The sequence below is a fragment of the Streptomyces sp. NPDC002125 genome (assembly GCF_053593715.1).
The window spans coordinates 336,532-359,030 of sequence record NZ_JBSFDD010000003.1; the positions used below are offsets into that span (position 1 = coordinate 336,532).

The 22,499-nt window shown below is 70.8% G+C and carries 20 protein-coding genes; 8 read left to right on the plus strand and 12 right to left on the minus strand.

The window, feature by feature from the left end; genetic code table 11:
* The first annotated feature begins 3 nt into the window (after nt 1-3).
* Complete coding sequence (locus tag ACWCQM_RS07465; RefSeq protein ID WP_450914347.1) at nt 4-990, plus strand: NAD(P)H-quinone oxidoreductase; 987 nt, start codon at nt 4-6, stop codon at nt 988-990.
* 238 nt (nt 991-1,228) lie between these two features.
* Here ACWCQM_RS07465 and ACWCQM_RS07470 read toward each other — a convergent pair whose 3' ends face one another.
* From ACWCQM_RS07470 to ACWCQM_RS07495, 6 genes are all read right to left on the minus strand, one after another.
* Nucleotides 1,229-1,777, minus strand: coding sequence for a bacterial proteasome activator family protein (locus tag ACWCQM_RS07470; protein WP_450914348.1), 549 nt, complete (start codon nt 1,775-1,777; stop codon nt 1,229-1,231).
* Between the two features lie 160 nt (nt 1,778-1,937).
* A complete protein-coding gene (locus ACWCQM_RS07475; protein ID WP_450914349.1) occupies nt 1,938-4,796 on the minus strand; it encodes an FtsX-like permease family protein in 2,859 nt (952 codons plus the stop codon).
* Nucleotides 4,793-5,560 carry an ABC transporter ATP-binding protein gene (locus ACWCQM_RS07480; RefSeq protein WP_450914350.1) on the minus strand — a complete coding sequence of 256 codons (768 nt, stop codon included), beginning with the start codon at nt 5,558-5,560 and terminating at the stop codon, nt 4,793-4,795. The genes ACWCQM_RS07475 and ACWCQM_RS07480 overlap by 4 nt, the downstream gene beginning before the upstream one ends.
* A gap of 73 nt (nt 5,561-5,633) precedes the next feature.
* On the minus strand, nt 5,634-6,257 hold the full coding sequence (locus ACWCQM_RS07485; protein ID WP_450914351.1) for a PadR family transcriptional regulator: 624 nt from the start codon (nt 6,255-6,257) through the stop codon (nt 5,634-5,636).
* Between the two features lie 85 nt (nt 6,258-6,342).
* Complete coding sequence (locus ACWCQM_RS07490) at nt 6,343-6,846, minus strand: hypothetical protein (RefSeq protein ID WP_450914352.1); 504 nt, start codon at nt 6,844-6,846, stop codon at nt 6,343-6,345.
* Between the two features lie 181 nt (nt 6,847-7,027).
* Nucleotides 7,028-8,644, minus strand: a complete 1,617-nt coding sequence (locus ACWCQM_RS07495; protein ID WP_450914353.1) for a protein kinase domain-containing protein — start codon at nt 8,642-8,644, stop codon at nt 7,028-7,030.
* A 294-nt stretch (nt 8,645-8,938) separates the two neighbouring features.
* Here ACWCQM_RS07495 and ACWCQM_RS07500 point away from each other — a divergent pair, with 294 nt between their 5' ends.
* The gene (locus ACWCQM_RS07500) at nt 8,939-10,519 is read left to right on the plus strand and encodes a protein kinase domain-containing protein (protein WP_450914354.1); all 1,581 of its coding nucleotides are present in this window, start codon (nt 8,939-8,941) and stop codon (nt 10,517-10,519) included.
* A gap of 68 nt (nt 10,520-10,587) precedes the next feature.
* Here ACWCQM_RS07500 and ACWCQM_RS07505 read toward each other — a convergent pair whose 3' ends face one another.
* The 3 genes from ACWCQM_RS07505 to ACWCQM_RS07515 form a co-directional block, all read right to left on the minus strand.
* On the minus strand, nt 10,588-11,649 hold the full coding sequence (locus ACWCQM_RS07505) for a phosphotransferase (protein ID WP_450914355.1): 1,062 nt from the start codon (nt 11,647-11,649) through the stop codon (nt 10,588-10,590).
* A 25-nt stretch (nt 11,650-11,674) separates the two neighbouring features.
* Nucleotides 11,675-12,184 (minus strand): pyridoxamine 5'-phosphate oxidase family protein, encoded by a 510-nt coding sequence (locus ACWCQM_RS07510; protein ID WP_450914356.1) that lies wholly within the window; start codon nt 12,182-12,184, stop codon nt 11,675-11,677.
* Between the two features lie 83 nt (nt 12,185-12,267).
* A complete protein-coding gene (locus tag ACWCQM_RS07515; protein WP_450914357.1) occupies nt 12,268-12,927 on the minus strand; it encodes a response regulator in 660 nt (219 codons plus the stop codon).
* A gap of 346 nt (nt 12,928-13,273) precedes the next feature.
* On the opposite strand from ACWCQM_RS07515, the gene pdhA reads away from it, so the two are divergent.
* Genes pdhA through ACWCQM_RS07530 form a run of 3 tightly spaced genes read left to right on the plus strand, consistent with a single transcriptional unit; the run spans nt 13,274 to nt 16,873 of the window.
* On the plus strand, nt 13,274-14,431 hold the full coding sequence (gene pdhA / locus ACWCQM_RS07520) for a pyruvate dehydrogenase (acetyl-transferring) E1 component subunit alpha (protein WP_450914358.1): 1,158 nt from the start codon (nt 13,274-13,276) through the stop codon (nt 14,429-14,431).
* 2 nt (nt 14,432-14,433) lie between these two features.
* Complete coding sequence (locus ACWCQM_RS07525) at nt 14,434-15,414, plus strand: alpha-ketoacid dehydrogenase subunit beta (RefSeq protein WP_267074772.1); 981 nt, start codon at nt 14,434-14,436, stop codon at nt 15,412-15,414.
* 10 nt (nt 15,415-15,424) lie between these two features.
* Nucleotides 15,425-16,873, plus strand: coding sequence for a dihydrolipoamide acetyltransferase family protein (locus tag ACWCQM_RS07530; RefSeq protein ID WP_450914359.1), 1,449 nt, complete (start codon nt 15,425-15,427; stop codon nt 16,871-16,873).
* Nucleotides 16,874-16,938: 65 nt separating this feature from the next.
* Here the strand turns inward: ACWCQM_RS07530 and ACWCQM_RS07535 are convergent, their stop codons facing one another.
* Nucleotides 16,939-17,838 carry a D-alanyl-D-alanine carboxypeptidase family protein gene (locus tag ACWCQM_RS07535; protein WP_450914360.1) on the minus strand — a complete coding sequence of 300 codons (900 nt, stop codon included), beginning with the start codon at nt 17,836-17,838 and terminating at the stop codon, nt 16,939-16,941.
* Between the two features lie 189 nt (nt 17,839-18,027).
* On the opposite strand from ACWCQM_RS07535, the gene ACWCQM_RS07540 reads away from it, so the two are divergent.
* Complete coding sequence (locus tag ACWCQM_RS07540; protein WP_450914361.1) at nt 18,028-18,711, plus strand: GntR family transcriptional regulator; 684 nt, start codon at nt 18,028-18,030, stop codon at nt 18,709-18,711.
* Complete coding sequence (locus tag ACWCQM_RS07545) at nt 18,708-20,015, plus strand: MFS transporter (RefSeq protein ID WP_450914362.1); 1,308 nt, start codon at nt 18,708-18,710, stop codon at nt 20,013-20,015. The genes ACWCQM_RS07540 and ACWCQM_RS07545 overlap by 4 nt, the downstream gene beginning before the upstream one ends.
* A 68-nt stretch (nt 20,016-20,083) precedes the next feature.
* On the opposite strand, the gene ACWCQM_RS07550 is transcribed toward ACWCQM_RS07545, so the two are convergent.
* A complete protein-coding gene (locus ACWCQM_RS07550; RefSeq protein ID WP_450914363.1) occupies nt 20,084-20,908 on the minus strand; it encodes a maleylpyruvate isomerase family mycothiol-dependent enzyme in 825 nt (274 codons plus the stop codon).
* A gap of 198 nt (nt 20,909-21,106) precedes the next feature.
* On the opposite strand from ACWCQM_RS07550, the gene ACWCQM_RS07555 reads away from it, so the two are divergent.
* The gene (locus tag ACWCQM_RS07555) at nt 21,107-21,898 is read left to right on the plus strand and encodes a carbon-nitrogen family hydrolase (protein ID WP_450914364.1); all 792 of its coding nucleotides are present in this window, start codon (nt 21,107-21,109) and stop codon (nt 21,896-21,898) included.
* A gap of 73 nt (nt 21,899-21,971) precedes the next feature.
* Here the strand turns inward: ACWCQM_RS07555 and ACWCQM_RS07560 are convergent, their stop codons facing one another.
* Complete coding sequence (locus ACWCQM_RS07560; protein ID WP_450914365.1) at nt 21,972-22,478, minus strand: LURP-one-related/scramblase family protein; 507 nt, start codon at nt 22,476-22,478, stop codon at nt 21,972-21,974.
* Nucleotides 22,479-22,499 lie beyond the last annotated feature (21 nt).

Genomic DNA, 22,499 nt, shown 5'->3' on the forward strand with positions numbered 1-22,499 from the left:
GCCATGTATGCGATCACGATCCCCGAACCAGGCGGCCCCGAAGCGCTCGTATGGGCCGAGGTCCCCGATCCCGTACCAGGCGAGGGCGAAGTCCTCGTCGAGGTCGTGTCCAGCGCGGTCAACCGTGCCGACGTTCTTCAGCGGCAGGGCTTCTACAACCCTCCGGCCGGCGCCTCTCCCTACCCGGGGCTGGAGTGCGCGGGCCGGGTCGCCGCCCTCGGTCCGGGGGTGACCGGATGGTCCGTGGGCGACGAGGTGTGCGGACTGCTCGCGGGCGGCGGATACGCGGAGAAGGTCGCCGTCCCGGCAGGGCAGCTGCTGCCCGTGCCCGACGGAGTGGACCTCGCGGACGCCGCCGCACTGCCCGAGGTGGCCGCGACGGTCTGGTCGAACGTCTTCATGGTGGCCCATCTGCGCCCTGGTGAGACCGTGCTGATCCACGGCGGTTCCAGCGGGATCGGAACGATGGCGATCCAGCTCGCCAAGGCCGTCGGCGCACGCGTCGCGGTGACCGCGGGCGGCCCCGAGAAGCTGGCGCGCTGTCAGGAGCTCGGAGCCGACATCCTCATCGACTACCGCGAGCAGGACTTCGTCGAGGAGCTGCGCCAGGCGACGGACGGCGCCGGGGCGGACGTCATCCTCGACATCGTCGGGGCGAAGTATCTGGACCGGAACGTACGGGCGCTGGCGGTGAACGGCCGTCTGGCGATCATCGGTCTCCAGGGCGGAGCGAAGGGTGAGCTGAATCTGAGCGCCCTGCTGAGCAAGCGGGCCGCGGTCACGGCCACCTCGCTGCGCGCACGCCCGCTCGCGGAGAAGGCCGCGATCATCGCGGCGGTGCGTGAGCATGTCTGGCCGCTGATCGCCGAAGGCGTCGTCCGGCCCATCGTGGACCGCACGATGCCGATGGCCCAGGCGTCGGAGGCCCACCGGGTGATGGAGTCCAGCAGCCACATCGGCAAGATCCTCCTCATCGCGCCGCAAGCCTGAGACCCGGCCGGAGCGCAGAAGGCCCCCGGCCTCGCCCAAGGCCCGACGCCGGATCGCACCAGGCCTGACGCCGCCACCGCAGGCACCGCGCCTCAAGGACACCGGGGCCCGGCACACGCGATGTGTGCCGGGCCCCGTGGTGTGACTGCGGTGGACGTCCCAGGTCGGTTCGGGCCTGCAGCCTGCACATCAGTGCGGGTCGACTCTGGCCTGCAGACAGGTGAAGGTCAGCTCGGGCCTACAGATACGGGCCGGAACGCGCCGGTCCGTGCGGATCGACGACGCCTTCCTCGTCCTCATGGGCGACGCCCGGAGGGAGGGCGCGGCGCATCTGCTCCAGCTGCGCGCGAGCCGCCATCTGCTGGGCGAAGAGCGCCGTCTGAATACCGTGGAACAGTCCTTCGAGCCAGCCGACCAGCTGGGCCTGCGCGATGCGCAACTCGGCCTCGGAGGGGACGGACTCCTCGGTGAACGGGAGCGAGAGCCGCTCCAGCTCCTCCACGAGCTCCGGTGCCAGGCCGTCCTCCAGCTCCTTCACCGAGCTCGCGTGGATCTCCTTCAGCCTGACCCGGCTCGCCTCGTCGAGAGGAGCCGCCCTGACCTCCTCCAGAAGCTGCTTGATCATGCTGCCGATCCGCATGACCTTCGCGGGCTGCTCGACCATTTCCGTCACCGGGACCTCGCGCGACTCGTCGTCACCGCCACCGCCGCCGATGGCCATTCCGTCCTGCCCCACTACGAGGACTTGGGGGTGCTCCTGCGACCGTTCATTCCTCGGCATCTCCATGACGCCATTGTCTCGCACACCGGCCTCACACCATGGTGTGCCCCCGGAAAGGGTTGATCACCCGTTTCCGGGGGCACCGAGGCGCCGGACGGCTCCATGGACCGGTGGGTGGCGGGCATCCGTCACCCGGCGCGCCGCCTCAGGGCCGGGCGGGCATCCGTCACCCGGCGCGGCGCGTCAGCGCCGACCGCGACCCGGTGAACACGGCGGCCAGCAGCCCGGCCATGACCGGTACGACCAGCGCCAGCAGCCCGATCGTTCCCCACGGCAGCACGATCGGCGTGTACGCGGAGTCCATGGGCTGCTCCCGCATGGCGGCCATGGCCTCACGCAGGTCGACCAGGCGCAGCGCCACCGCGGGCACGATCCCGGTTGCCGTGCCGAGCAGCACGCCGGTGAGCGCGACGACCAGGCACTGGAATCCGGAGAGCGAGCGCCGTACCCCCGGCGGTGCACCCACCGCGCTGAGCGTGGTGAGGTCGGCCTCCGCGTCGGCCTTGGCGAGACCGGTGGTGATGGCCGCGGCGCCCAGGGTGACGACACCCGCGAACAGGGCGAGGACCAGCAGGATCACTTCCTCGTCGCGTCTCTCGTCCCGGCTCTCCGCCTGGAGGTAGACCCCGTTCCCCGCCTGGGTGAACGCGGCCGACACCGCCTGCTGCTCGGCGTCCGTCGGCGTGTGCGCGACGGTGTAGACCGTCCCGTACGGCGCGGTGTGGAGTTTGAGCCGGTCCGCCGTGCGCTGCGGCAGGATCATGCGGATCCCGGGGGTGGCGGCGTACTTCGCGGGCGCGACGTACACCTTCAGCCGGTCGGTGGTGGCCTCGGCCTTGCCCGGATGGAGCGCGCGGTTCTCCTTGTCGCGCTCGTTGTACGTGTGCACGGCCTTGAGCGTGACCTCGCCGCCCCGTGCGTACGCGGAGTTGAGCAGGACGGGAGTTCCGGCCGCCAGAGCCTCGGCCGCCGCCGGGTCGTCGAGCTTCACGTACGACCTGAGCAGTGCGGCGTCCCCCACGGCGATGTTGCTGTCGCCGGTGGTGAGTGCCTGTGCGGTCACGTACTCGTCGACGCAGGCGGGGGAGTGCATCAGCTTCTTGTGTGCCTCGGCGGAGAGGCTCTCGGCGAGCTTTCCGGCACCCGCCCCCTGGAGCGGGCAGCTGTGGCCCTTGCCGGTGGGCTTGACCAGTTCGAGGGTGCCGCAGCTGTTCTCCTCCTCGTAGTAGACCGTGCAGTCGGATCCCGCCCAGACCCGCCGGATGTCGGCCCGGCCGCCCGTGACCGCGAGATTCCGTTCTGCGGCGACCCTGGCGAGGGGAAGCTGGTCGGCGGCGGCCGGCTCGGAGGTCACCAGAGCCACCGTGCCCGGAGTGAGCGGCTGCAGATGGTCGTAGTCGTGCTCGGCCTGGACGCTGGCCGTGTACGTGGCGATGGCGATGGTGCCCGCCACGGCCGCCATGACGGCGGCGACCGCGGGCGCCGTACGCCCTCGGTTCCGTGCGGCGTCGCGCAGTGCCATGCGCGGGGAGAGCGGCAGCCGGGTGCCGAGCCGTCCGAGGAAACCGATGATCACGGGGATGCAGGCGAGCACCCCGAGTTCGGCGACGATCGAGCCACCGGCGATCAGCGTCGTATCGCCCCTGGTGCCGCCGAGAACGGCGACCGCCACGCCGCCCGTGAGCGCCACGCAGCCCACGACGGGCAGGACGCGGGAGCTCCGGCGGGTGCCGCGGCGGCCCGTGAGGGATTCGAGCACCGACTGCCGGCCGGCCACGATCGCCGGGGCCAGCGCGGCCAGTACACCGGTGACGAGGCCGATGACGGCGATCCCCAGCAGTTCCCGGGGGCGGATGTCGAGCGCGCCGAAGCGGCTGCCCGTCCACCCCTCGATCATCGGACGGAACAGGACTGTGAGGCCGAGGCCCGCGACGACGCCGGCAACGGCTCCGACAGCGCCGAGCACCAGGCCCCCGGACAGCACCACGGCCCGCACCTGGCCCCTGTCGCCGCCGCAGGTGCCGATGAGGCCGAGCTGCCTGCGTGAGCGGCGCGCGCCGACCGCGAACGCGGGGCCGGCCAGCAGCACGATCTCCAGGACGGCCATGGCGACTACGGTCACCACCGCCGCGCTCAGCTCCGCCGAGTCCTCACGCAGGGACATGTCCTGGTGCGCGAGCAGCGGGACCTCGGAGTCCGGCGGCGGATCGAGGGCGACTTGGCGGGACAGCACCAGGACACCCTTCTCGTTGGCCCGGAGCACGTCCGGCCAGGAGACGCCGGCACCGTCGGGGCTCCGGACGAGCCAGGTCATGTCGCCGGGGTAGGGAGGGACGACCTTCTCGTCACGGTCGGCCGCGGCCTTCCACGGGGCGAGTACCGCGCCCGGATCGGCGTACAGCGCACTCTTGTCCAGGTCCCCGGGCAGCTCGACGCTGCCGGTGATCGTGTACGTCTGCTCGGGGCCGCGCAGTGTCGTGCGGGAGCCCACACCGAGTCCGGCGGACTTCAGGAAGTGCTCGGTCGCGACGATCTCCCCCTCACCGTGCGGGTACACCCCGTCGACCAGTTCGATCCGGCCCCGGAGCGCCGAATCGGAGGTGCGCAGCTCGACGATCTCGGTGTTGGCGACCCCGTGCCGCGTGGTGACCAGCGCGGGAACGGACTGCTCGGTGAGGTGGCGCGAACCCTTCGGGAACGTGCCCCGTACGTCCACGGGGGTGCGCTCGTCCTCGGCCGGGAGCGCCGCCCCGCCGGGCACGTCCCAGGTGCTGGCGTCGGGCATCTGCTCCAGGGGGACGTTCCCGATGCCCGCCGAACTGAACACGGCGTCCGCCGAACCCATCCGGGCCGTCAGGTTCTCCGCGACGGTGGGTGTGGAACTGCGGTACGTCACATCGGCGGCCGTCACACCGAGGACCGGCAGAGCGATCATCGAGACGACGAGCGCGCTGCGGCCCTTGGCCCGCAGGGCGTCGCGCCGGGCGATCCGGAGCGCGGCGCGCCATCCGGTGAGCACGCTCACTCGGCACCTTCAGTGGCGAGCAGCGATTCGGCGGCGGTGGACATCGTCTGGTCCACGACCGCTCCGTCCCGGAGGAAGACCACCCGGTCCGCCCAGGCCGCGTACCGGGGCTCGTGCGTCACCATCACCCCGGCGGCGCCCTGGTCGCAGCGGGTGCGGAGCAGGGCGAGCACGAGCTCGCCGGTCTCCGAGTCGAGCGCTCCCGTCGGCTCGTCGGCGAGCACGAGGCGCCGGTCGCCCACCAGGGCGCGGGCGATGGCGACGCGCTGCTGCTGGCCGCCGGACATCTCGTCGGGGAAGCGGTCGGCGACGTCCGCGAGGTGTATCTCCTCCAGCGACTCCATGGCCTCCTTGCGCGCCTTGCGTACGGAGACGCCGTCGAGTTCGCGCGGCAGGGCGATGTTCTCCGCGGCGGTGAGGGCGGGGACCAGGTTGTAGTCCTGGAAGACATAGCCGACGCTGCGCCGCCGCAGGCGTGCCATGCCCTTGGGACCGAGCGTGGAGAGGTCCTGGCCCTCGATGACGACCTGGCCGCTGGTCGCGGTGTCGAGGCCGCCCGCCAGGGTCAGCAGCGTGGACTTGCCGGAGCCCGAGGGGCCCATCACGGCGACGAGCTCACCGGTGTTGACGGACAGGTCGATGCCGCGCAGGGCGTGCACCTCGGCGATGCCGGAGCCGTGCGTGCGGGTGAGGGCCCTCAGCCGCAGGACGGGAGCGTCCACGGAGAGACCGGTGGACGACGGTGCGGGGACGGACGGTGACATGGTGAGCTGTTCCCCCCTGAGAACGGTGTACGGGAAGAGGCCGCGGGCACGGAGCGGCCCGCGTCGCCGGTGGTCAGCGGCGGCCGGAAGGGCGCGAGGCGGTGGACCGCGTGGCACCACGGCCCGTGGCCGTGGCGGGCCGGGCGGCGGGTTCGGTCGCCGCGGCCTCCGCGAGGCGGACCAGTCGTGACTCGCAGTGGTCCAGCCAGCGGGCCTCCGCCTCGGCCTGGAAGATCAGCTGCTCCACCACGAGCAGCCAGGCGACCTCGTCACGGTCGGCGGGTACGGCGGCGAGGGCCCGGGCCTTCAGCCGGGTGTAGTCCTGCATCGCCTTGAGGGTGTGGCTCCGCTGGGACTGGATGACGGCGCGGATGTCCACCCCGGGCGCCCCCACCGCCATCGCGAGCTTGATCGCCAGCTCGTCCCGGGGCGGGCTGGCGCGGTCGACCGGGGTCTCGAACCAGCTCCGCAGCTCGGTGCGGCCGTCGTCGGTGATCGCGTAGAGCGCGTGGCCCGCGTCGTCCTCGCCGTCCTGGGTGACCATCCCGTCGCGTTCCAGGCGGCTGAGCGTCGTGTAGACCTGGCCGACGTTCAGCGGCCAGGTGGAACCGGTGCGGGACTCGAATTCGGTACGGAGCTGGGAGCCGTACCGAGGCCCCCGCTCCAGGAGGGCAAGCAGCCCGTGACGGATCGACATACTGAGTATGTATACCCAGTATGCTGCTCGATGCAAGCGCGCACGTGCCCCAGGAGGGGGTCAGGAGCGGCGGCGGGAGGCCCGGTCAGTGGGTGCGGCGCATGCGGAACGCCAGGAAGGCCAGGCCCAGCCCGACCAGGGTGATTCCGCTGCCCAGCGACACGTCCCGGACCTGTCGTACGACGGGCTCGTCCAGCGCCCGTCGCTGCCGCTCGGTCTCGCCCGGCTCGGGGAAGGCGCCCGGCGGGGGCGTGAACGCGGGCACCTCGTGGGGATCGGACTCGGGGGGTACTTCGTCGGCCGCGGCCTCGGACTGTGCGAGCTCCAGCGGTGACAGCGACCGCCCCGGCCGCGCCCGGCCCGCGCCCGCCTGCCGGCCGGCCAGAGGGGACTCGGAAGCGTCGGCGGATGCGCTCGCGCCGGGCGAGGGCGGTCCGGGGTGCGTCACGGACGCCATGTGCGCCGGGCGGGCGGAGGGGGCGGCGTCGCCCCCGTGGGCCCAGGTGGCGGGCCCGAGTGCCAGCCCGGCCGCCACCACCAGGCAGGCCACACACCGTGACGACCGCGAGGCGGGGAGTCCTGGAGGCATGAGATCAGGGTCACATGCCCCGATTTGTCCAGCATCCCGGACGCGGCCGACCGCCGGACGTCACCGACAGCCGGGCCTCACCAGCCGCCGGGTCTCACCAGCCCCCGGGCCTCAGCGGCCCCCGGGCCTCAGCGGCCCCCGCAGGCGGCGGAACCGGTCCCGCCGCCCGGTGCGGTGCCGGTCAGGCAGGGTCGCCGGTCGCGATCCGCAGTTCGAAGTGGGCGCCCTGCTCGGCCACGGCCGTCCCCGCGGTCGGGAACTGGTCGATCACCTGGTCCTCGGCGTAGGTGTTGCCCTCCACCTTGATTTCTTTGATCGTCCAGCCTGCGGCCATCGCGCACGCCTTCGCGGAGAGGATGTCCTTGTAGACGAAGTTCGGGGCCTGGACCTTCGCCGGGTCGTCCGTGTCCTCGGTGGCGTCGGTGCACTTCTCCGTGTCCATCGTGCGGTTCCGCTCCGGGGGCTTGTGCTCGCCGGCGACGGCGGACTCGCTGGTGCCCGGGTCGTTCTTGCCGTTCTCCGAGTCGTCGCCCATGTTCAGGAAGGCGACCAGGCCGCCGATCGCCACCAGGGCGACGACGATCGCACCCACCAGGACCGGCATGTTCCGCTTCGAGCCGCCGCCGCCCGGTCCGCCCGAGGTCTGCGGGGACATCGTGTACGGAGGCGGGGTCTGGTGGGCCAGGGGTGCCTGGGCCCCGTACGGCTGGGCCTGCGGGTAGCCGTAGCCCGGGGTGGGCGCCGGGGTCGGGACGCCGTAGGGGCCGGGCTGCTGGTGAGGGTGCGGCTGGTACGGCGTCTGCACGCTGTGCGGGGCGGGAGTGCCCTGGTCGACCGGCGGGAAGACCGCCGAGCCGACGCCCGAACCGCTGTTGGCCGGGGCGCCGCCGCCGACGATCACCGGGGCGCCCGCGGGACCGCTCGCGTGCAGCACGCGGGCGATCTCGTCCTGCATGGCCGCGGCGCTGGGAAAGCGCTCGTTCGGGTTCTTCTTGAGCGCGCGGGCGACGAGGGCGTCCATCGCGGGAGTGATCGAACGGTTGATGCTGGACGGGGCGACCGGCTCCTCCTGCACATGCGCGTACGCGATGGCGAGGGGCGAGTCCGCGTCGAACGGGATGCGTCCGGTGAGCAGCTGGAAGAGCATGATGCCGACCGAGTACAGGTCGGAGCGCGCGTCGACACCGCGGCCGAGCGCCTGCTCGGGGGAGAGGTACTGCGGGGTGCCGACGACCATGCCGGTCTGCGTCATCGAGGTGACGCCGGACTGCATGGCGCGGGCGATACCGAAGTCCATGACCTTGACGACGCCGCGCCTGGTCATCATCACGTTGCCGGGCTTGATGTCGCGGTGGACGAGGCCCATCTCGTGGCTGGTCTCCAGGGCGGCCAGCACATCGGCCGTCACCTTGAGCGCCTTGTCGGCCGGCATCGCGCCGTACTGCTGGATGTCCGACTGGAGCACGGAGCCCAGGGGCTGCCCCTCGACGTACTCCATGACGATGTACGGCATCAGCGCGCCGCCGAGCTCGTCCTCGCCCGTGTCGAACACCGAGACGATGTTGGTGTGCTGCAGCTTGGCGACGGCCTGCGCCTCGCGCCGGAAGCGCTCCCGGAAGGACTGCTCGCGCCCCAGCTCGGTGTGCAGCGTCTTGATGGCGACCTGCCGGTCCAGGGCCGTGTCGTACGCGAGGTAGACGGACGCCATCCCGCCCTCGCCGAGCAGGTCGCGCAGCTGGTAGCGGCCGCCGGCCACGGAACCGCCCGCGTAGCGCCCCTGTGCGCCGTCGTGGCTCATGACTTGCATCCCCCTCGGCGCCCGCCGGACGCGATCATCCCTGTTACGGGCCAAGTCTGCCCGAGGGGTACGACACGTCAAGCCGGGTGCCCGTTCCGTGACCCTACGCACAAGAAGCGTCTCGGAAGCGTTACAGGAAGCGCATGGAATTTGCGCGAGCGGCGCGCGAGCCGGTTGGATGGCCCGTCACTCTCAAATCCGGTGTGTCGCACTGAGGCTGTAGCGTGACGTGGCAATGCAGCAAGGCACCGTGAGAACCCGCGGACGCGCGGACAGATACGACGGCGAGGACTGATGGCACCCGATTCCGAAGCAAACGGCGGCGGAGTTTCGGATGGCACCGACTCCTGGGGCGTCGGGGGTGTGGTCGGAGACGGCCGGTACCGCATGACGCACCGGCTGGGCCGCGGCGGCATGGCCGAGGTCTACGCGGCGGAGGACGTCCGTCTGGGGCGCACGGTGGCGGTGAAGCTTCTCCGTTCCGACCTCGCGGAGGACCCGGTCTCCAAGGCCCGGTTCACGCGCGAGGCACAGTCGGTCGCGGGGCTCAACCACCATGCGATCGTCGCCGTGTACGACTCCGGTGAGGACGTCGTGGGCGGGGCGACCGTGCCCTACATCGTGATGGAGCTCGTCGAGGGCAACACCATCCGCGACCTGCTGCTCGAAGCGGAGGCACCGCCGCCCGAGCAGGCCCTGATCATCGTCTCGGGCGTCCTGGAAGCCCTGGCGTACTCCCACCAGCACGGCATCGTGCACCGTGACATCAAGCCGGCGAACGTGATCATCACGCACTCCGGTGCGGTCAAGGTCATGGACTTCGGCATCGCCCGTGCACTGCACGGCGCCCAGTCGACGATGACCCAGACCGGCATGGTCATGGGCACGCCCCAGTACCTCTCCCCCGAACAGGCGCTCGGCAAGGCGGTCGACCACCGGTCCGACCTGTACGCCACCGGCTGCCTGCTCTACGAACTCCTGGCCCTGCGGCCCCCGTTCACCGGTGAGACCCCGCTCTCCGTCGTGTACCAGCACGTCCAGGACATCCCCGTCCCGCCCTCCGAGGTGGCCGGGGACGTTCCGCCGGAGCTGGACGGCCTGGTCATGCGCTCCCTCGCGAAGGACCCGGACGACCGGTTCCAGAGCGCCGAGGAGATGCGCGGCCTCGTCCAGTACAGCCTGCAGATGCTTCAGGTCCAGGGCGGGCACACCGGCACGTGGAACACCGGCCCGGTCGACGCGCACGGCGCCGACCGCACCACGGCGATGAACATCGGCGGCGGTACGGCGGCCATGGGGCGCCCGATGCACGGGGACACCTCGCAGGGCCCGATCCTGCCGCCCATGAACCCCGACGACGGGGCGTACGCCGGCGGTCACCACAACGGCGGCGGGCGCGGCAAGATGTGGCTGTTCGTCCTGCTCGCGCTGATCGCGATCGGCGCGGGTGTGGCGTTCGCCGTGCAGGCGGCGAACGACGGCAACGGCGGCAAGAAGTCCCCGACCGCGCCCACCACATCGGTCTCCCCCTCGCCGACGCCTTCCTCGGCGGAGCCGACGGACGAGGAGACGGAGGAGACGGAGGAGCCGGACGATTCCTCGGGCGGTCAGACATGGCAGACCGAGCAGCCGACCCGCACCCCGACGGAAGACCCGACGCAGCCGACGACGGAGCCGTCGGAGGAGCCCTCGACGTCCGCTCCGGACACGGGCGGCACGTCCGACGGCGGTGCGAGCGAGGGGGACGACGGGTCCTCCACCGGGGAGCCGACCGACGAGCCGACCGATCCCGAGACGTCCGACGGCGGCACCGCGGGCGAAGCGGCAGGCGCGGCTGCGGGCGCCGCGGGCACCGCGGGCACCACCGCCGGGTGACCCGGGGCCTCACCTCGTGAAGGCGCGGGCCCCCACCCCGGGAAGTCCCGGGGCAGGGGCGCGGGCCCTCACCCGGTGAAGGCCTCGCCGACCGCCTCGTACTCGCGCGTCCACCACACCGCCAGGGCCGACACCGCAGGGAACTGCGGGTCGGCCCTGCGGTCGTGGAAGCGGTAGCGCCAGCGCAGTATCCAGAAGTCGTTGAGGCGCTCCCACCAGACCCGGTGCACGGCTGCCGCCATCTCGGCCGCGCCCGCGCCGGCCGAGCGCCGGTAGGCGCGGGCGTACGCCCGGACCTTCTCCAGTGCCAGTTCCCCGTCCGGCCGGACGAAGAAGATGGCCGCGGCGCGCACCGCCTCCTCCGCGCGCGGCTGCACGTCGAGCCGGTCCCAGTCCACGATCGCGACGGGGTCGGTGCCCCGGTAGAGCAGGTTCAGCGGATGGAAGTCGCCGTGCACCCATCCCCTCGCCGAACCGCCGGGGGTGGGCGGGCGGCGGTGCGCGTGCTGCTCCAGCAGGGCACGGCGCTCGACGAGCCGGTGCACCGCGAGCTCGTCGAAGGCGTCCCGGGGGCCCATCCCGCGCGCCGCGGCCAGCAGATCATCGATCAGCGCGAAGGTGTCGGCGGGGTCCGGGCTGGGGCTCTCCCCCCGTGCCGGAGGCGGCGGGTCCGCCTCCATGACCTGCTCCAGACCCATGTGTACGGCGCCGAGGAGCGATCCGAGCCGTCGTGACTGGGCGGTCGTCAGCTGGGTGCCGTCCCGGTGGAGGCCGTCCACCCACCGGTGCAGGGCATAACGCTGCCCGTCGATCACCGTGACCGTGTGACCGTGCGTGTCCGTGAGGGGAGGGGCGACGGGCACACCGAGGGAGTGCAGCTGCTGGGTGGCCCGGTGCTGCCTGACGATCGTGGCGTGGTCGCCGCTGGAGTCGTCGAGGTGGTGCTTGTCCAGGTGGTGCTTGAGGAAGTACGAACCACGGGTGGTGGACACGCGGTAACCATGGTTGAGCAGCCCTTTGGTGAGGGGCTCGCAGGCCAGCGGCTCGCCGGTGTCGGGGTAGCGGCGCAGGACCTCGCCGACCGGAGGAACAGGTGGGAGGGTCACAGATGAGCGCAGCACTCGCCACATGTTAGGTGACACTGAGTGGCCGGTTTTACGGACTTGCGTCGAAGTCCAGAGTGTGTATATGGGTGACGTGAGGGTCGAGCCGGAGATACACCGGATCGAAGCACTCCCCGTTCACGTCGGCGGGGCCGGTTCCGAAGCGTTCGCGCTGGTCATAGGCCAGATGGACAATCTCGGCGGGCCCGGTGAACTGCACCGACCAGAGGTCCTTCGCGCCGCCGGGCGCCGGGGAGTTGAAGTTGTCCGCCCCGTAGGCGATGACGCTTCCGTCGCAGGACTCGTGGAAGCCGAGCCCTCTGTGCATCCGCAGGACGACACGTTCCTCGATCACCAGGTGCCGGGCCACCGCCAGGAACGGCAGGGCGCGCATGCTCATGGCCAGCCGGCCGTAGCGGACGCTGCCGAGCAGCTCCATGGCGAGCAGCTTGTCCGAGCCGGAGCTGGCGGAGGCGCCGGAGACGGGTCCGGTGGCGGGGAGGCCGTCGGAGAGGTCGAGGGCGGTTCCGGTTCCGGTGCCGGAGGAGCGGGAGAAGAGCATGCCCTCCACTCTCCGGGACGTGTAGGAGCGGGGTAAGAGTCCGCCGCCCCCGACGGCCAGGGACCAAAGTCCCGGCCGGCAGCTCAGCGCTTCTCGGCCTGGAGCCTGGCCACGTACGCCGCCGCCTGCGAGCGCCGTTCCATGCCCAGCTTGGAGAGCAGGCTGGACACGTAGTTCTTGATGGTCTTCTCGGCGAGATGCAGCCGCTCGCCGATCACCCGGTTCGTCAGCCCCTCGCCGATCAGGTCGAGGATCTTTCGCTCCTGGTCGGTCAGATTGGCGAGCCGGTCGTCGCCCTTGCCGTCCTTGCCTTCGCGCAGCCGCTCCAGCACCCGGGCGGTGGCCGCGGGGTCCAGCAGGGACTTTCCGGCCGCCACGTCCCGTACGGCGCTGAGCAGCTCGTTGCCGCGGATGGCCTTCAGCACGTATCCCGAGGCCCCGGCCATGATCGCGTCGAAGAGCGCCTCGTCATCGGCGTACGAGGTGAGCATCAGGCACTTGATGTTCTCGTCCCTGGAGCGGACCTCGCGGCAGACCTCCACACCGCTGCCGTCAGGCAGGCGTACGTCGAGGACGGCCACGTCGGGCCGGGTCGCGGGGATGCGCGCGAGCGCGTCCGCCGCCGTGCCGGCCTCGCCCACGACCTCGATGTCCTCCTCCACGGAGAGCAGCTCATGAACGCCGCGCCGGACGACTTCGTGATCATCGAGCAGGAATACCGTGATTTTTCCTTCTTCGTGCACCTTCGCAGTCTCACACAATCCTTTGTCCTCCGCCCTTCCCTGGGGCTGTCGGCCGGGATAACGTGCCGTTGTTCCGGCCGCCTGCCAGGCTGTTTCCAGTGCTGTGACCAGCGGGACTTCGCGCATTTTGCGATTTACTTGGAAATCCAAGCAAAATCGCAGGTCACAAGGTGTTTCGCAGTTGTGCGATGCACTGGGTAACGTGCTTGTGGCAGGACGCTCGCCGGGGCACCTGTCACGCCTGTTCCCGGCCGAGTGGCACCCACCCCGTGCACGGGTCCGGACACAGGCGAGCCGCACTGGTTCCCGGCCATCCCGGGGGCCGGACCGACGGAGGAGCACGCACGTGACCGTGGAGAGCACTGCCTCGCGCAAACCGCGACGCAGCAGCAAGCGGACCAGCGCCGCGAAGACGCCCGCGAGGGCGGAGAATTCCGGCCCCGAGCTGGTGCAGCTGCTGACGCCGGAGGGTGACCGCGTCGAGCACCCGGACTACGAGATCGACCTGAGCACGGACGAGCTCCGCGGTCTCTACCGCGACATGGTCCTGACCCGCCGGTTCGACGCCGAGGCCACCGCGCTGCAACGCCAGGGCGAGCTCGGCCTCTGGGCCTCGCTGCTGGGCCAGGAGGCCGCGCAGATCGGCTCCGGCCGGGCGCTGCGCGACGACGACTACGTCTTCCCGACGTACCGTGAGCACGGCGTCGCCTGGTGCCGCGGAGTCGACCCGACCAATCTGCTCGGGATGTTCCGCGGTGTGAACCACGGCGGCTGGGACCCGAGCACCAACAACTTCCACCTCTACACGATCGTCATCGGCTCGCAGACCCTGCACGCCACCGGCTACGCCATGGGCGTCGCCAAGGACGGCGCGGACTCGGCCGTGATCGCGTACTTCGGTGACGGCGCCTCCAGCCAGGGAGACGTCGCGGAGTCCTTCACCTTCTCCGCCGTCTACAACGCCCCCGTGGTGTTCTTCTGCCAGAACAACCAGTGGGCGATCTCGGAGCCGACCGAGAAGCAGACCCGCGTGCCGCTCTACCAGCGCGCGCAGGGCTTCGGCTTCCCCGGTGTCCGGGTCGACGGCAACGACGTACTGGCGTGCCTCGCCGTCACCAGGTCCGCGCTGGAGCGTGCCCGCCGGGGCGAGGGGCCGACCCTCGTCGAGGCGTTCACCTACCGGATGGGCGCCCACACCACCTCCGACGACCCGACCAAGTACCGGGCGGACGAGGAGCGGGCGGCCTGGGAGGCCAAGGACCCGATCCTCAGGCTGCGTACGTATCTGGAGAAGCAGGACCTCGCCGACGAGGCCTTCTTCGCCGCGCTGGAGGAGGAGAGCGAGGCGCTGGGCAAGCGGGTCCGCGAAGCGGTGCGGGCCATGCCCGACCCGGACCGGCTGGCGATCTTCGAGCACGCCTACGCCGACGGCAACCCGCTCGTCGACGAGGAGCGCGCCCAGTTCGCCGCCTACCAGGCATCGTTCGCCGAGGAGGGCAACTAGCCATGGCCGCTGAGAAGATGTCCATCGCGAAGGCGCTCAACGAGTCGCTCCGCAAGGCTCTCGAGACCGACCCCAAGGTCCTCATCATGGGTGAGGACGTCGGCAAGCTCGGCGGGGTCTTCCGCATCACGGACGGGCTCCAGAAGGACTTCGGCGAGGACCGGGTCATCGACACCCCGCTCGCCGAGTCCGGCATCGTCGGTACGGCGATCGGCCTGGCCCTGCGCGGCTACCGCCCGATCGTCGAGATCCAGTTCGACGGCTTCGTCTTCCCCGCGTACGACCAGATCGTCACGCAGCTCGCGAAGATGCACGCCCGCGCGCTCGGCAAGATCAAGATGCCGGTCGTCATCCGCATCCCGTACGGCGGCGGCATCGGCGCGGTCGAGCACCACAGTGAGTCGCCCGAGGCCCTGTTCGCGCACGTGGCGGGCCTGAAGGTCGTCTCGCCGTCCAACGCGAGCGACGCCTACTGGATGATGCAGCAGGCCGTCCAGAGCGACGACCCGATCATCTTCTTCGAGCCCAAGCGGCGGTACTGGGACAAGGGCGAGCTCGACACCGAGTCCATCCCCCTCCCGCTCCACAAGGCGGTCGTGGCCCGCGAAGGCTCCGACCTCACGCTCGTCGCGTACGGCCCGATGGTGAAGGTCTGCCTGGAGGCGGCCGCCGCGGCGCAGGAGGAGGGCAAGTCGATCGAGGTCCTGGACCTGCGGTCGATGTCGCCGATCGACTTCGACGCCGTACAGACCTCGGTCGAGAAGACGGGCCGTCTCGTGGTGGTTCACGAGGCACCGGTGTTCTACGGCTCCGGGGCCGAGATCGCGGCCCGGATCACCGAGCGCTGCTTCTACCATCTCGAAGCGCCGGTGCTGAGGGTCGGCGGCTATCACGCCCCCTACCCGCCGGCCAGGCTCGAGGACGAGTACCTTCCGGGTCTCGACCGGGTGCTCGACGCCGTCGACCGCTCGCTGGCGTTCTGAGGAGAGGGTCGTGACGACGATGACCGAAACGTCTGCTCGTTTCCGCGAGTTCAAGATGCCCGACGTGGGCGAGGGACTGACCGAGGCGGAGATCCTCAAGTGGTTCGTCCAGCCCGGCGACACCGTCACCGACGGCCAGGTGGTCTGCGAGGTCGAGACCGCGAAGGCCGCGGTGGAGCTGCCGATCCCCTTCGACGGGGTGGTGCACGAGCTGCGCTTCCCCGAGGGCACGACCGTCGATGTCGGCCAGGTGATCATCGCGGTGGACGTGGCGCCCGGCAGCGGTGACGCCCCGGCCGCGGCTCCTGAGAGCGTCCAGGAGCCCGTGGCGGAGGCCGAGGAGGAGGCGCCCAAGGGCCGCCAGCCCGTGCTGGTCGGTTACGGCGTGGCCGAGACCTCCACCAAGCGCCGCGCCCGCAAGAGCGTCGAGATCCCCGGCCCGGCCGCCGCGGCGGCCCAGGCCGAGCTCAACGGCCACGGCGCGGCCGTTCCTGAGGCGGGCGGCGCGGCCGTCCCTGAGACGCACAGCGCGGCCGTCCCGGAGGCGCGCCCGCTGGCCAAGCCTCCGGTGCGCAAGCTGGCGAAGGACCTGGGCATCGACCTCGCGACGGTCACCCCGACCGGCGAGGGCGGGATCATCACCCGCGAGGACGTCCACGCGGCGGCGGCCCCGGCCCCCGCCGAGGTGCCCGCGCAGGCCGTGGCGGCGGCAGCCGCCGTCCCCGAGCCCGCCGTCGTGCCGGTGAGCGGCGCGGACGGCCGGGAGACGCGCATCCCGGTCAAGGGCGTGCGCAAGGCCATCGCGCAGGCCATGGTCGGCAGCGCCTTCACCGCGCCGCACGTCACGGAGTTCGTGACCGTCGACGTGACGCGCACGATGAAGCTCGTGGCCGAGCTCAAGGAGGACAAGGACATGGCGGGGGTGCGGGTCAACCCGCTCCTGATCATCGCCAAGGCCCTCCTGGTCGCGATCAGGCGCAACCCGGACATCAACTCCGCCTGGGACGAGGCCAACCAGGAGATCGTGCGGAAGCACTACGTCAACCTGGGCATCGCTGCCGCCACCCCGCGCGGTCTGATCGTGCCGAACATCAAGGACGCGCACGACAAGACCCTGCCCGAGCTGGGCGAGGCGCTGGGCGAGCTGGTCTCCACGGCGCGCGAGGGCAGGACGTCCCCGGCCGCCATGGCCGGCGGCACGGTGACCATCACCAATGTCGGCGTCTTCGGCGTCGACACGGGTACGCCGATCCTCAACCCGGGGGAGTCCGCGATTCTGGCGGTCGGGGCCATCAAGCTCCAGCCCTGGGTCCACAAGGGCAAGGTGAAGCCCCGCCAGGTGACCACGCTCGCGCTGTCGTTCGACCACCGTCTGGTCGACGGTGAGCTGGGCTCCAAGGTTCTGGCGGACGTCGCCGCGATCCTGGAGCAGCCGAAGCGCCTGATCACCTGGGCCTAGCCGGCCACACGGAAGGGGGCCCGCCGCGATTCGCGGCGGGCCCCCTTCTCCGTGCGCGGTACGGGTTACTTCTTGAATCCGTAGTCCAGGAGCTTCTTGGCGTCGGCGGTCCGGGTGGTCGCGGACGTCGAGGTCAGGACGGTCCCGATGATCGTCTTGCCGTTGCGGGTCGCCGCGAAGACCAGGCAGTACTTGGCCGTCGGGCCCGAGCCGGTCTTCACACCGATCATGCCGGTGTAGCTGCCCAGCATGGTGTTGGTGTTGGACCACGACATGTAGCGGTAGCCGCCGGACTTGGTCGTGACCTTCTGCTTCGTCGACTTGGTCTTCACGATCGCGCGGAACGTGGAGTTCTTCATCGCGCTGCTGGCGATCTTCGTCAGATCGCGCGGCGTCGAGTAGTTGGACCCGCTGCTGATGCCGTCGAAGGAGTCGAAGTGGGTGTTCTTCAGGCCCAGGCTCTTCGCGTCGGCGTTCATCTTGCCGATGAAGGACTTCACCCGGGCGGCACGCGTGGAGCCCGTGCCGAACTTGTCGGCCAGCGCGTACGCGGCGTCGCAGCCCGACGGCAGCATCAGACCGTAGAGCAGCTGGCGGACGGTGACCTTGTCGCCGACGATGAGCCGGGCCGACGAGGCGTTCTTCGAGACGATGTAGTCGCTGTACGCCTTCTGGACCGTGACCTTGGCGTCCAGGTTCAGGTTCTTCTGAGCCAGCACCACCTTGGCGGTCATTATCTTGGTCGTGGAACCGGTGGAGCGGCGGGTGTCCGCAGACTTGCTGTAGAGCGCCTTCGCCGTGCCGTTGTTCATCACGAAGCCGCCCTTGGCGGTGATCGTGGGAGTCGGCGGGGTCGCCGCCTGAGCCGTGGAGGCGAACGCGCTGCCCGCGAGGAGTGTGCCTGCCGTGAGAGTCACGGTGACGGCGACACGTGCACGGTTTATGCCCTTAAGACCGATCTTCAAGTCAAACGCTCCAAATACGCCTGAATTGCGGCCACATGAGGGTGCCGCTCGATGGTGAGACGCATGAGGCGGGCGGATGGATGTGCGCACGTGGGGGTGATTTCGGAACGGGTGGCCTGAACATGCGCCCGCGTGTCCCGCATCGTGGACCGTGCTGCCATGCGTGCATCTTGTATCTATGCTGTGTGCATGCCTGCAGCGCCTTCCGCCTCCCCTCCGGCCCGCAAGACCGACCCCAAGCCGCCACCGGCGGCCGAGCGCGTCTACACGCACATCAAGGAAGCGGTGCTGGACCGCCGCTACGAGGGCGGCACGCTCCTCACGGAAGGCGACCTGGCCGAGGCCGTCGGAGTGTCCCGGACCCCGGTGCGCGAGGCACTGCTCCGCCTGGAGGTCGAGGGGCTGATCAAGCTCTACCCGAAGAAGGGCGCCCTGGTGCTGGCCGTCTCCGCGCAGGAGATCTCGGACGTGGTGGAGACCCGGCTGCTCGTCGAGGAGTTCGCGGCCCGCAAGGCCGTGCCCGCCCCGCCCCGGCTGATCGCCCGGCTCGAACAGCTCCTGGAGGAGCAGCGGGAGCTCGCCGAGGCGGGGGATCTGGCCGCCGTGTCGGTCAAGGACCGCTGCTTCCACGCGGAGATCGTGAAGAACGCGGGCAACGACATCCTCTCCCGCCTCTACGACCAGCTCCGCGACCGGCAGCTACGGATGGGCGTCGCCGTGATGGAGGCGCATCCCGGCAGGATCGCCGCCAACATCACCGAGCACGGTGAACTGCTGGACGCCATCAGGGCGGGCGACGCCGAGGGCGCCGCCCAGGTCGTACGGCGCCATGTCAGCCGGGTCAGGGTGCTGGTCAGGGGTGACGACCGATGAGCTCAGCGGCCCCCACCCTCTCCCTGCCCGGCGATCCGCCCGGCGGCCGTCGCGCCGTCCGGATCTGGGGCATCGGCGTCGCCGTCTACTTCGTCGCGATCATCTTCCGGACCAGCCTGGGCGTCGCGGGACTCGACGCCGCCGACCGCTTCGACGTCAACGCCTCGGCCCTGTCGACGTTCTCCATCCTCCAGCTGCTGGTCTACGCGGGCATGCAGATACCCGTCGGCCTGATGGTCGACCGGCTCGGGACCAAGAGGGTCCTCAGCATCGGGGCGGTGCTGTTCACGCTCGGACAGCTCGGCTTCGCGCTCTCGCCCTCGTACGGCATGGCGCTCGCCTCCCGCGCGCTGCTCGGCTGCGGCGACGCGATGACCTTCATCAGCGTGCTGCGGCTCGGCACCCGGTGGTTCCCGGCCCGGCGGGGGCCGATGATCGGGCAGGTCGCCGCGCTCTTCGGGATGGCGGGCAACCTCGTCTCGACCCTCTTCATCGCCCGTGCGCTGCACGGGTTCGGCTGGACCACGACCTTCGTCGGCAGCTCGCTGGCGGGTGTGGTGGTGCTCGTCCTGACGCTGCTCTTCCTCAAGGACCACCCCGAGGGCCACGAACCGCCTCCCGCCGAACACGCCGGAGCGGCGTACGTCCGGAAGCAGATCGCCGCCTCCTGGCGGGAGCCGGGCACCCGGCTCGGCATGTGGGTGCACTTCACCACGCAGTTCCCCGGCATGGTCTTCCTGCTGCTCTGGGGCATGCCCTTCCTGGTGGAGGCACAGGGGCTCAGCAGGGGCACCGCGGGTGAGCTGCTCACCCTGGTGGTGCTCTCGAACATGGTGGTGGGACTCGTCTACGGGCAGATCATCGCCCGGCACCACGCGGCGCGCGCACCGCTCGCCCTCGGCACCGTCGCGATGACCGCGCTCGTCTGGGCGTCCGCGATCTTCTATCCGGGCGACCACGCACCGATGTGGCTGCTGGTCACCCTCTGCCTGGTCCTGGGCGCCTGCGGGCCGGCCTCGATGATCGGATTCGACTTCGGCCGGCCCGCCAATCCACCGGAGCGCCAGGGCACCGCCTCGGGCATCGTCAACATGGGCGGTTTCATCGCCTCGATGACCACGCTGTTCGCGGTGGGCGTCCTGCTGGACGCGACCGGGGACAACTACCGCGTCGCGTTCGCCTCGATCTTCGTCCTGGAAGCGATCGGCGTCGTGCAGATCCTGCGGCTGTACGCCCGGGCCACGCACAGGGAACGCGACCACCACGTCGTCAGCCGGGTGGAAGCCGTCCACGTGCCCGTGTGAGACCACCCGGCGGTGCGCCCGCCCCGGTCCGCCGGAGGACGGGCGCGCCGCCGGTCACGGTGCGGGTGCTACGGGGTGACGGCGAAGTGCCGCAGGATCTCGGCCGCCAGCTCCTGGTCGCCCTCGATCTTGATCCTGTCCTCCACGGCCCCCGCCCGGACCCGGCCGCACGCCAGCCGGTAGTACGTCTCCCAGTCCATCGCCAGCGTCACCGCGGGGCCCAGCGACGGCGCGCCGTCGACCGAGCCGCGGCCGTCGGCGTCGACCCTGGCGGTGCGCAGGAACTCCAGCGGGCCGTGCACATCGAAGACCACGGCCGAATTGGGCGGTGCGCCCGCGTCCTTGGCGACCACCTTCGGCAGGGCGAGCAGCAGCGTGTCCCGGACGATCAGGGCGCCGGGCGAGTCCAGGTTGCCGGGCCGGCCGAGCGTGGTGCGCAGGTCCTGCTCGTGCACCCAGACGTCGAAGGCCCGCATCCGCAGCGCCAGTTCCAGCGTCTGCTCGGCACCGAGGGGGGCCCGCACCATGGTCTCGGGGGCGCGCGACTCGTTGCGCAGCTGACGCATGCGCCGGATGAGCGTGTACTCCAGCTCGGAGGTCATCTCCGGCGCCGTGTGGTGGCGCCGTACGTCGACCTGCATCTCCATGTAGCGCTGGTGGTCGTTCTGCACGTGGTAGAGGTCGCGCGGAAGCGTGTGGATCGGGCGGGGATCGCCGAGCATCTCGCACTCCATGCCGATGACGTGCGAGACGATGTCGCGTACCGACCAGCCCGGGCAGGGCGTCCGGCCGTTCCACTCCCCCTCGGCGAGTGGCGCGACCAACTCGGCTATCGACTCGATGGAGTGGGTCCAGGCATCGGCATAGGTCTGGAGGCTGGGATGGACGGTCACGGGACCCCTCGTGCGGTTCTGCGGTGCATGGGCTGGAGAGCAGGGAGTACCGGCGGGCGGCCGGCACCGACGGTGCTGTCTGCGGGCTGCGTGGGAGGTTCGCTCGCTAAGTTACGCTGCGAGCAGGCACCCCGGCAGTGCTTTCGTGTGACGATCGTAGGCCCGTGTTGACGGCTCTCATGCCAGGACGGTGGTAGTGTGCACGCCTCCCTCATCCAGATCGCAGTAAACCCGGATGAATCGGTCAATTCCCGTAGAGAGCGCGCGGCTTCACTGGTCGTGGCCCAGCGGGGAGCGGACCTGGTCGTCCTTCCCGAGCTCTGGCCCGTCGGAGCCTTCGCCTACACCGTGTTCGCCGAAGAGGCGGAGCCGCTGCACGGACCCACGCACGACGTCATGGCGAAGGCGGCCGCCGATGCAGGTGTCTGGCTGCACGCCGGCTCCTTCGTCGAGCGCGCCGAGGACGGCACCCTCTACAACACCACGCTGGTGTTCTCGCCCCAGGGCGAGCGGGTCGCCGCGTACCGCAAGATCCACCGCTTCGGCTTCGACAAGGGCGAGGCCGTGATGATGGGGGCGGGCGAGGAGCTCGTCACGGTCGCCCTGCCGGAGACCACCCTCGGTCTCGCCACCTGCTACGACCTCCGCTTCCCCGAGCAGTTCCGGGGGCTCGTCGACGCGGGGGCCGAGACCCTCGTCATCTCGGCCGGCTGGCCGGAGCGCCGCCGCTCGCACTGGACGCTGCTCGCCCAGGCCCGCGCCGTGGAGAACCAGGCGTTCGTCCTGGCGGCCGGGTCCGCCGGTACCCACGCCGGGGTCGAGCAGGCGGGCCACAGCATCGTCGTCGATCCCTGGGGCGAGGTGCTCGCCGAGGCGGGAGCGGGCGAGGAGGTGCTCACCGTGGAGTTCGACCCGGCGAGGACCGCCACCACGCGCGCACAGTTCCCCGCGCTGAAGGACCGCCGGCTGGGCCTCGCCGCCCCGCGCTGAGCCCGGCGTCACTCGCGTACGTGCCCGGATGGCCCTGTTTCACGTGAAACCGTGAAACAGGGCCATCCGGCTCTCAGTCCTCGCCACGTTCCTTGTCGTGCTCCTTGTCGGCGAGGACGATCACGCACACGGCCACCGCGAGCAGCAGCGGCGCGTCGGCGTCCTCGCGCACGATGTCGACTCCGTAGGTGTCGCGGACGGTCAGCCAGCGCCGGGAGATCTGGGCGAGCAGCTCGCCGTCGTAGTCGATGGCGAATTCGCGGTCCAGGATCTTGCCGCTGACGTCGAGCTCGGTGCCGTCCACCAGCGACACCCGGTAGTGGTTGCGCAGCAGCGAGAGCCGCTTCCGCTTGACCTTGGCGAGCTCCTCGCCGTCGCGCTCGATGAGCATGGTGTCGCGCAGGCTGATCAGCTTCTGGCGGATCTCTACCAGCACCCGGCCGCTCGTGTCCTTGAGCTCGAAGGTGTCGCGGAGCCGCATGGCCTTGCCGTCGACGAGGAAGAGCTTGTGCCCGTCCGCGTCCTCGATCCAGTAGTCGTCGCCGACGCCGAGCAGTCGCTCACGTACGAGAAGTCTCATGGATCACAGGTTCCCCGACGC

Bases quoted from the DNA above. Each gene is read 5' to 3' on its own strand.
- ACWCQM_RS07465 (WP_450914347.1), top strand. From the start codon at position 4: ATGTATGCGATCACGATCCCCGAACCAGGCGGCCCCGAAGCGCTCGTA.
- ACWCQM_RS07470 (WP_450914348.1), bottom strand. From the start codon at position 1,777: ATGGAGATGCCGAGGAATGAACGGTCGCAGGAGCACCCCCAAGTCCTC.
- ACWCQM_RS07480 (WP_450914350.1), bottom strand. From the start codon at position 5,560: ATGTCACCGTCCGTCCCCGCACCGTCGTCCACCGGTCTCTCCGTGGAC.
- ACWCQM_RS07485 (WP_450914351.1), bottom strand. From the start codon at position 6,257: ATGTCGATCCGTCACGGGCTGCTTGCCCTCCTGGAGCGGGGGCCTCGG.
- ACWCQM_RS07490 (WP_450914352.1), bottom strand. From the start codon at position 6,846: ATGCCTCCAGGACTCCCCGCCTCGCGGTCGTCACGGTGTGTGGCCTGC.
- ACWCQM_RS07495 (WP_450914353.1), bottom strand. From the start codon at position 8,644: ATGAGCCACGACGGCGCACAGGGGCGCTACGCGGGCGGTTCCGTGGCC.
- ACWCQM_RS07500 (WP_450914354.1), top strand. From the start codon at position 8,939: ATGGCACCCGATTCCGAAGCAAACGGCGGCGGAGTTTCGGATGGCACC.
- ACWCQM_RS07505 (WP_450914355.1), bottom strand. From the start codon at position 11,649: ATGTGGCGAGTGCTGCGCTCATCTGTGACCCTCCCACCTGTTCCTCCG.
- ACWCQM_RS07510 (WP_450914356.1), bottom strand. From the start codon at position 12,184: ATGCTCTTCTCCCGCTCCTCCGGCACCGGAACCGGAACCGCCCTCGAC.
- ACWCQM_RS07525 (WP_267074772.1), top strand. From the start codon at position 14,434: ATGGCCGCTGAGAAGATGTCCATCGCGAAGGCGCTCAACGAGTCGCTC.
- ACWCQM_RS07540 (WP_450914361.1), top strand. From the start codon at position 18,028: ATGCCTGCAGCGCCTTCCGCCTCCCCTCCGGCCCGCAAGACCGACCCC.
- ACWCQM_RS07545 (WP_450914362.1), top strand. From the start codon at position 18,708: ATGAGCTCAGCGGCCCCCACCCTCTCCCTGCCCGGCGATCCGCCCGGC.
- ACWCQM_RS07560 (WP_450914365.1), bottom strand. From the start codon at position 22,478: ATGAGACTTCTCGTACGTGAGCGACTGCTCGGCGTCGGCGACGACTAC.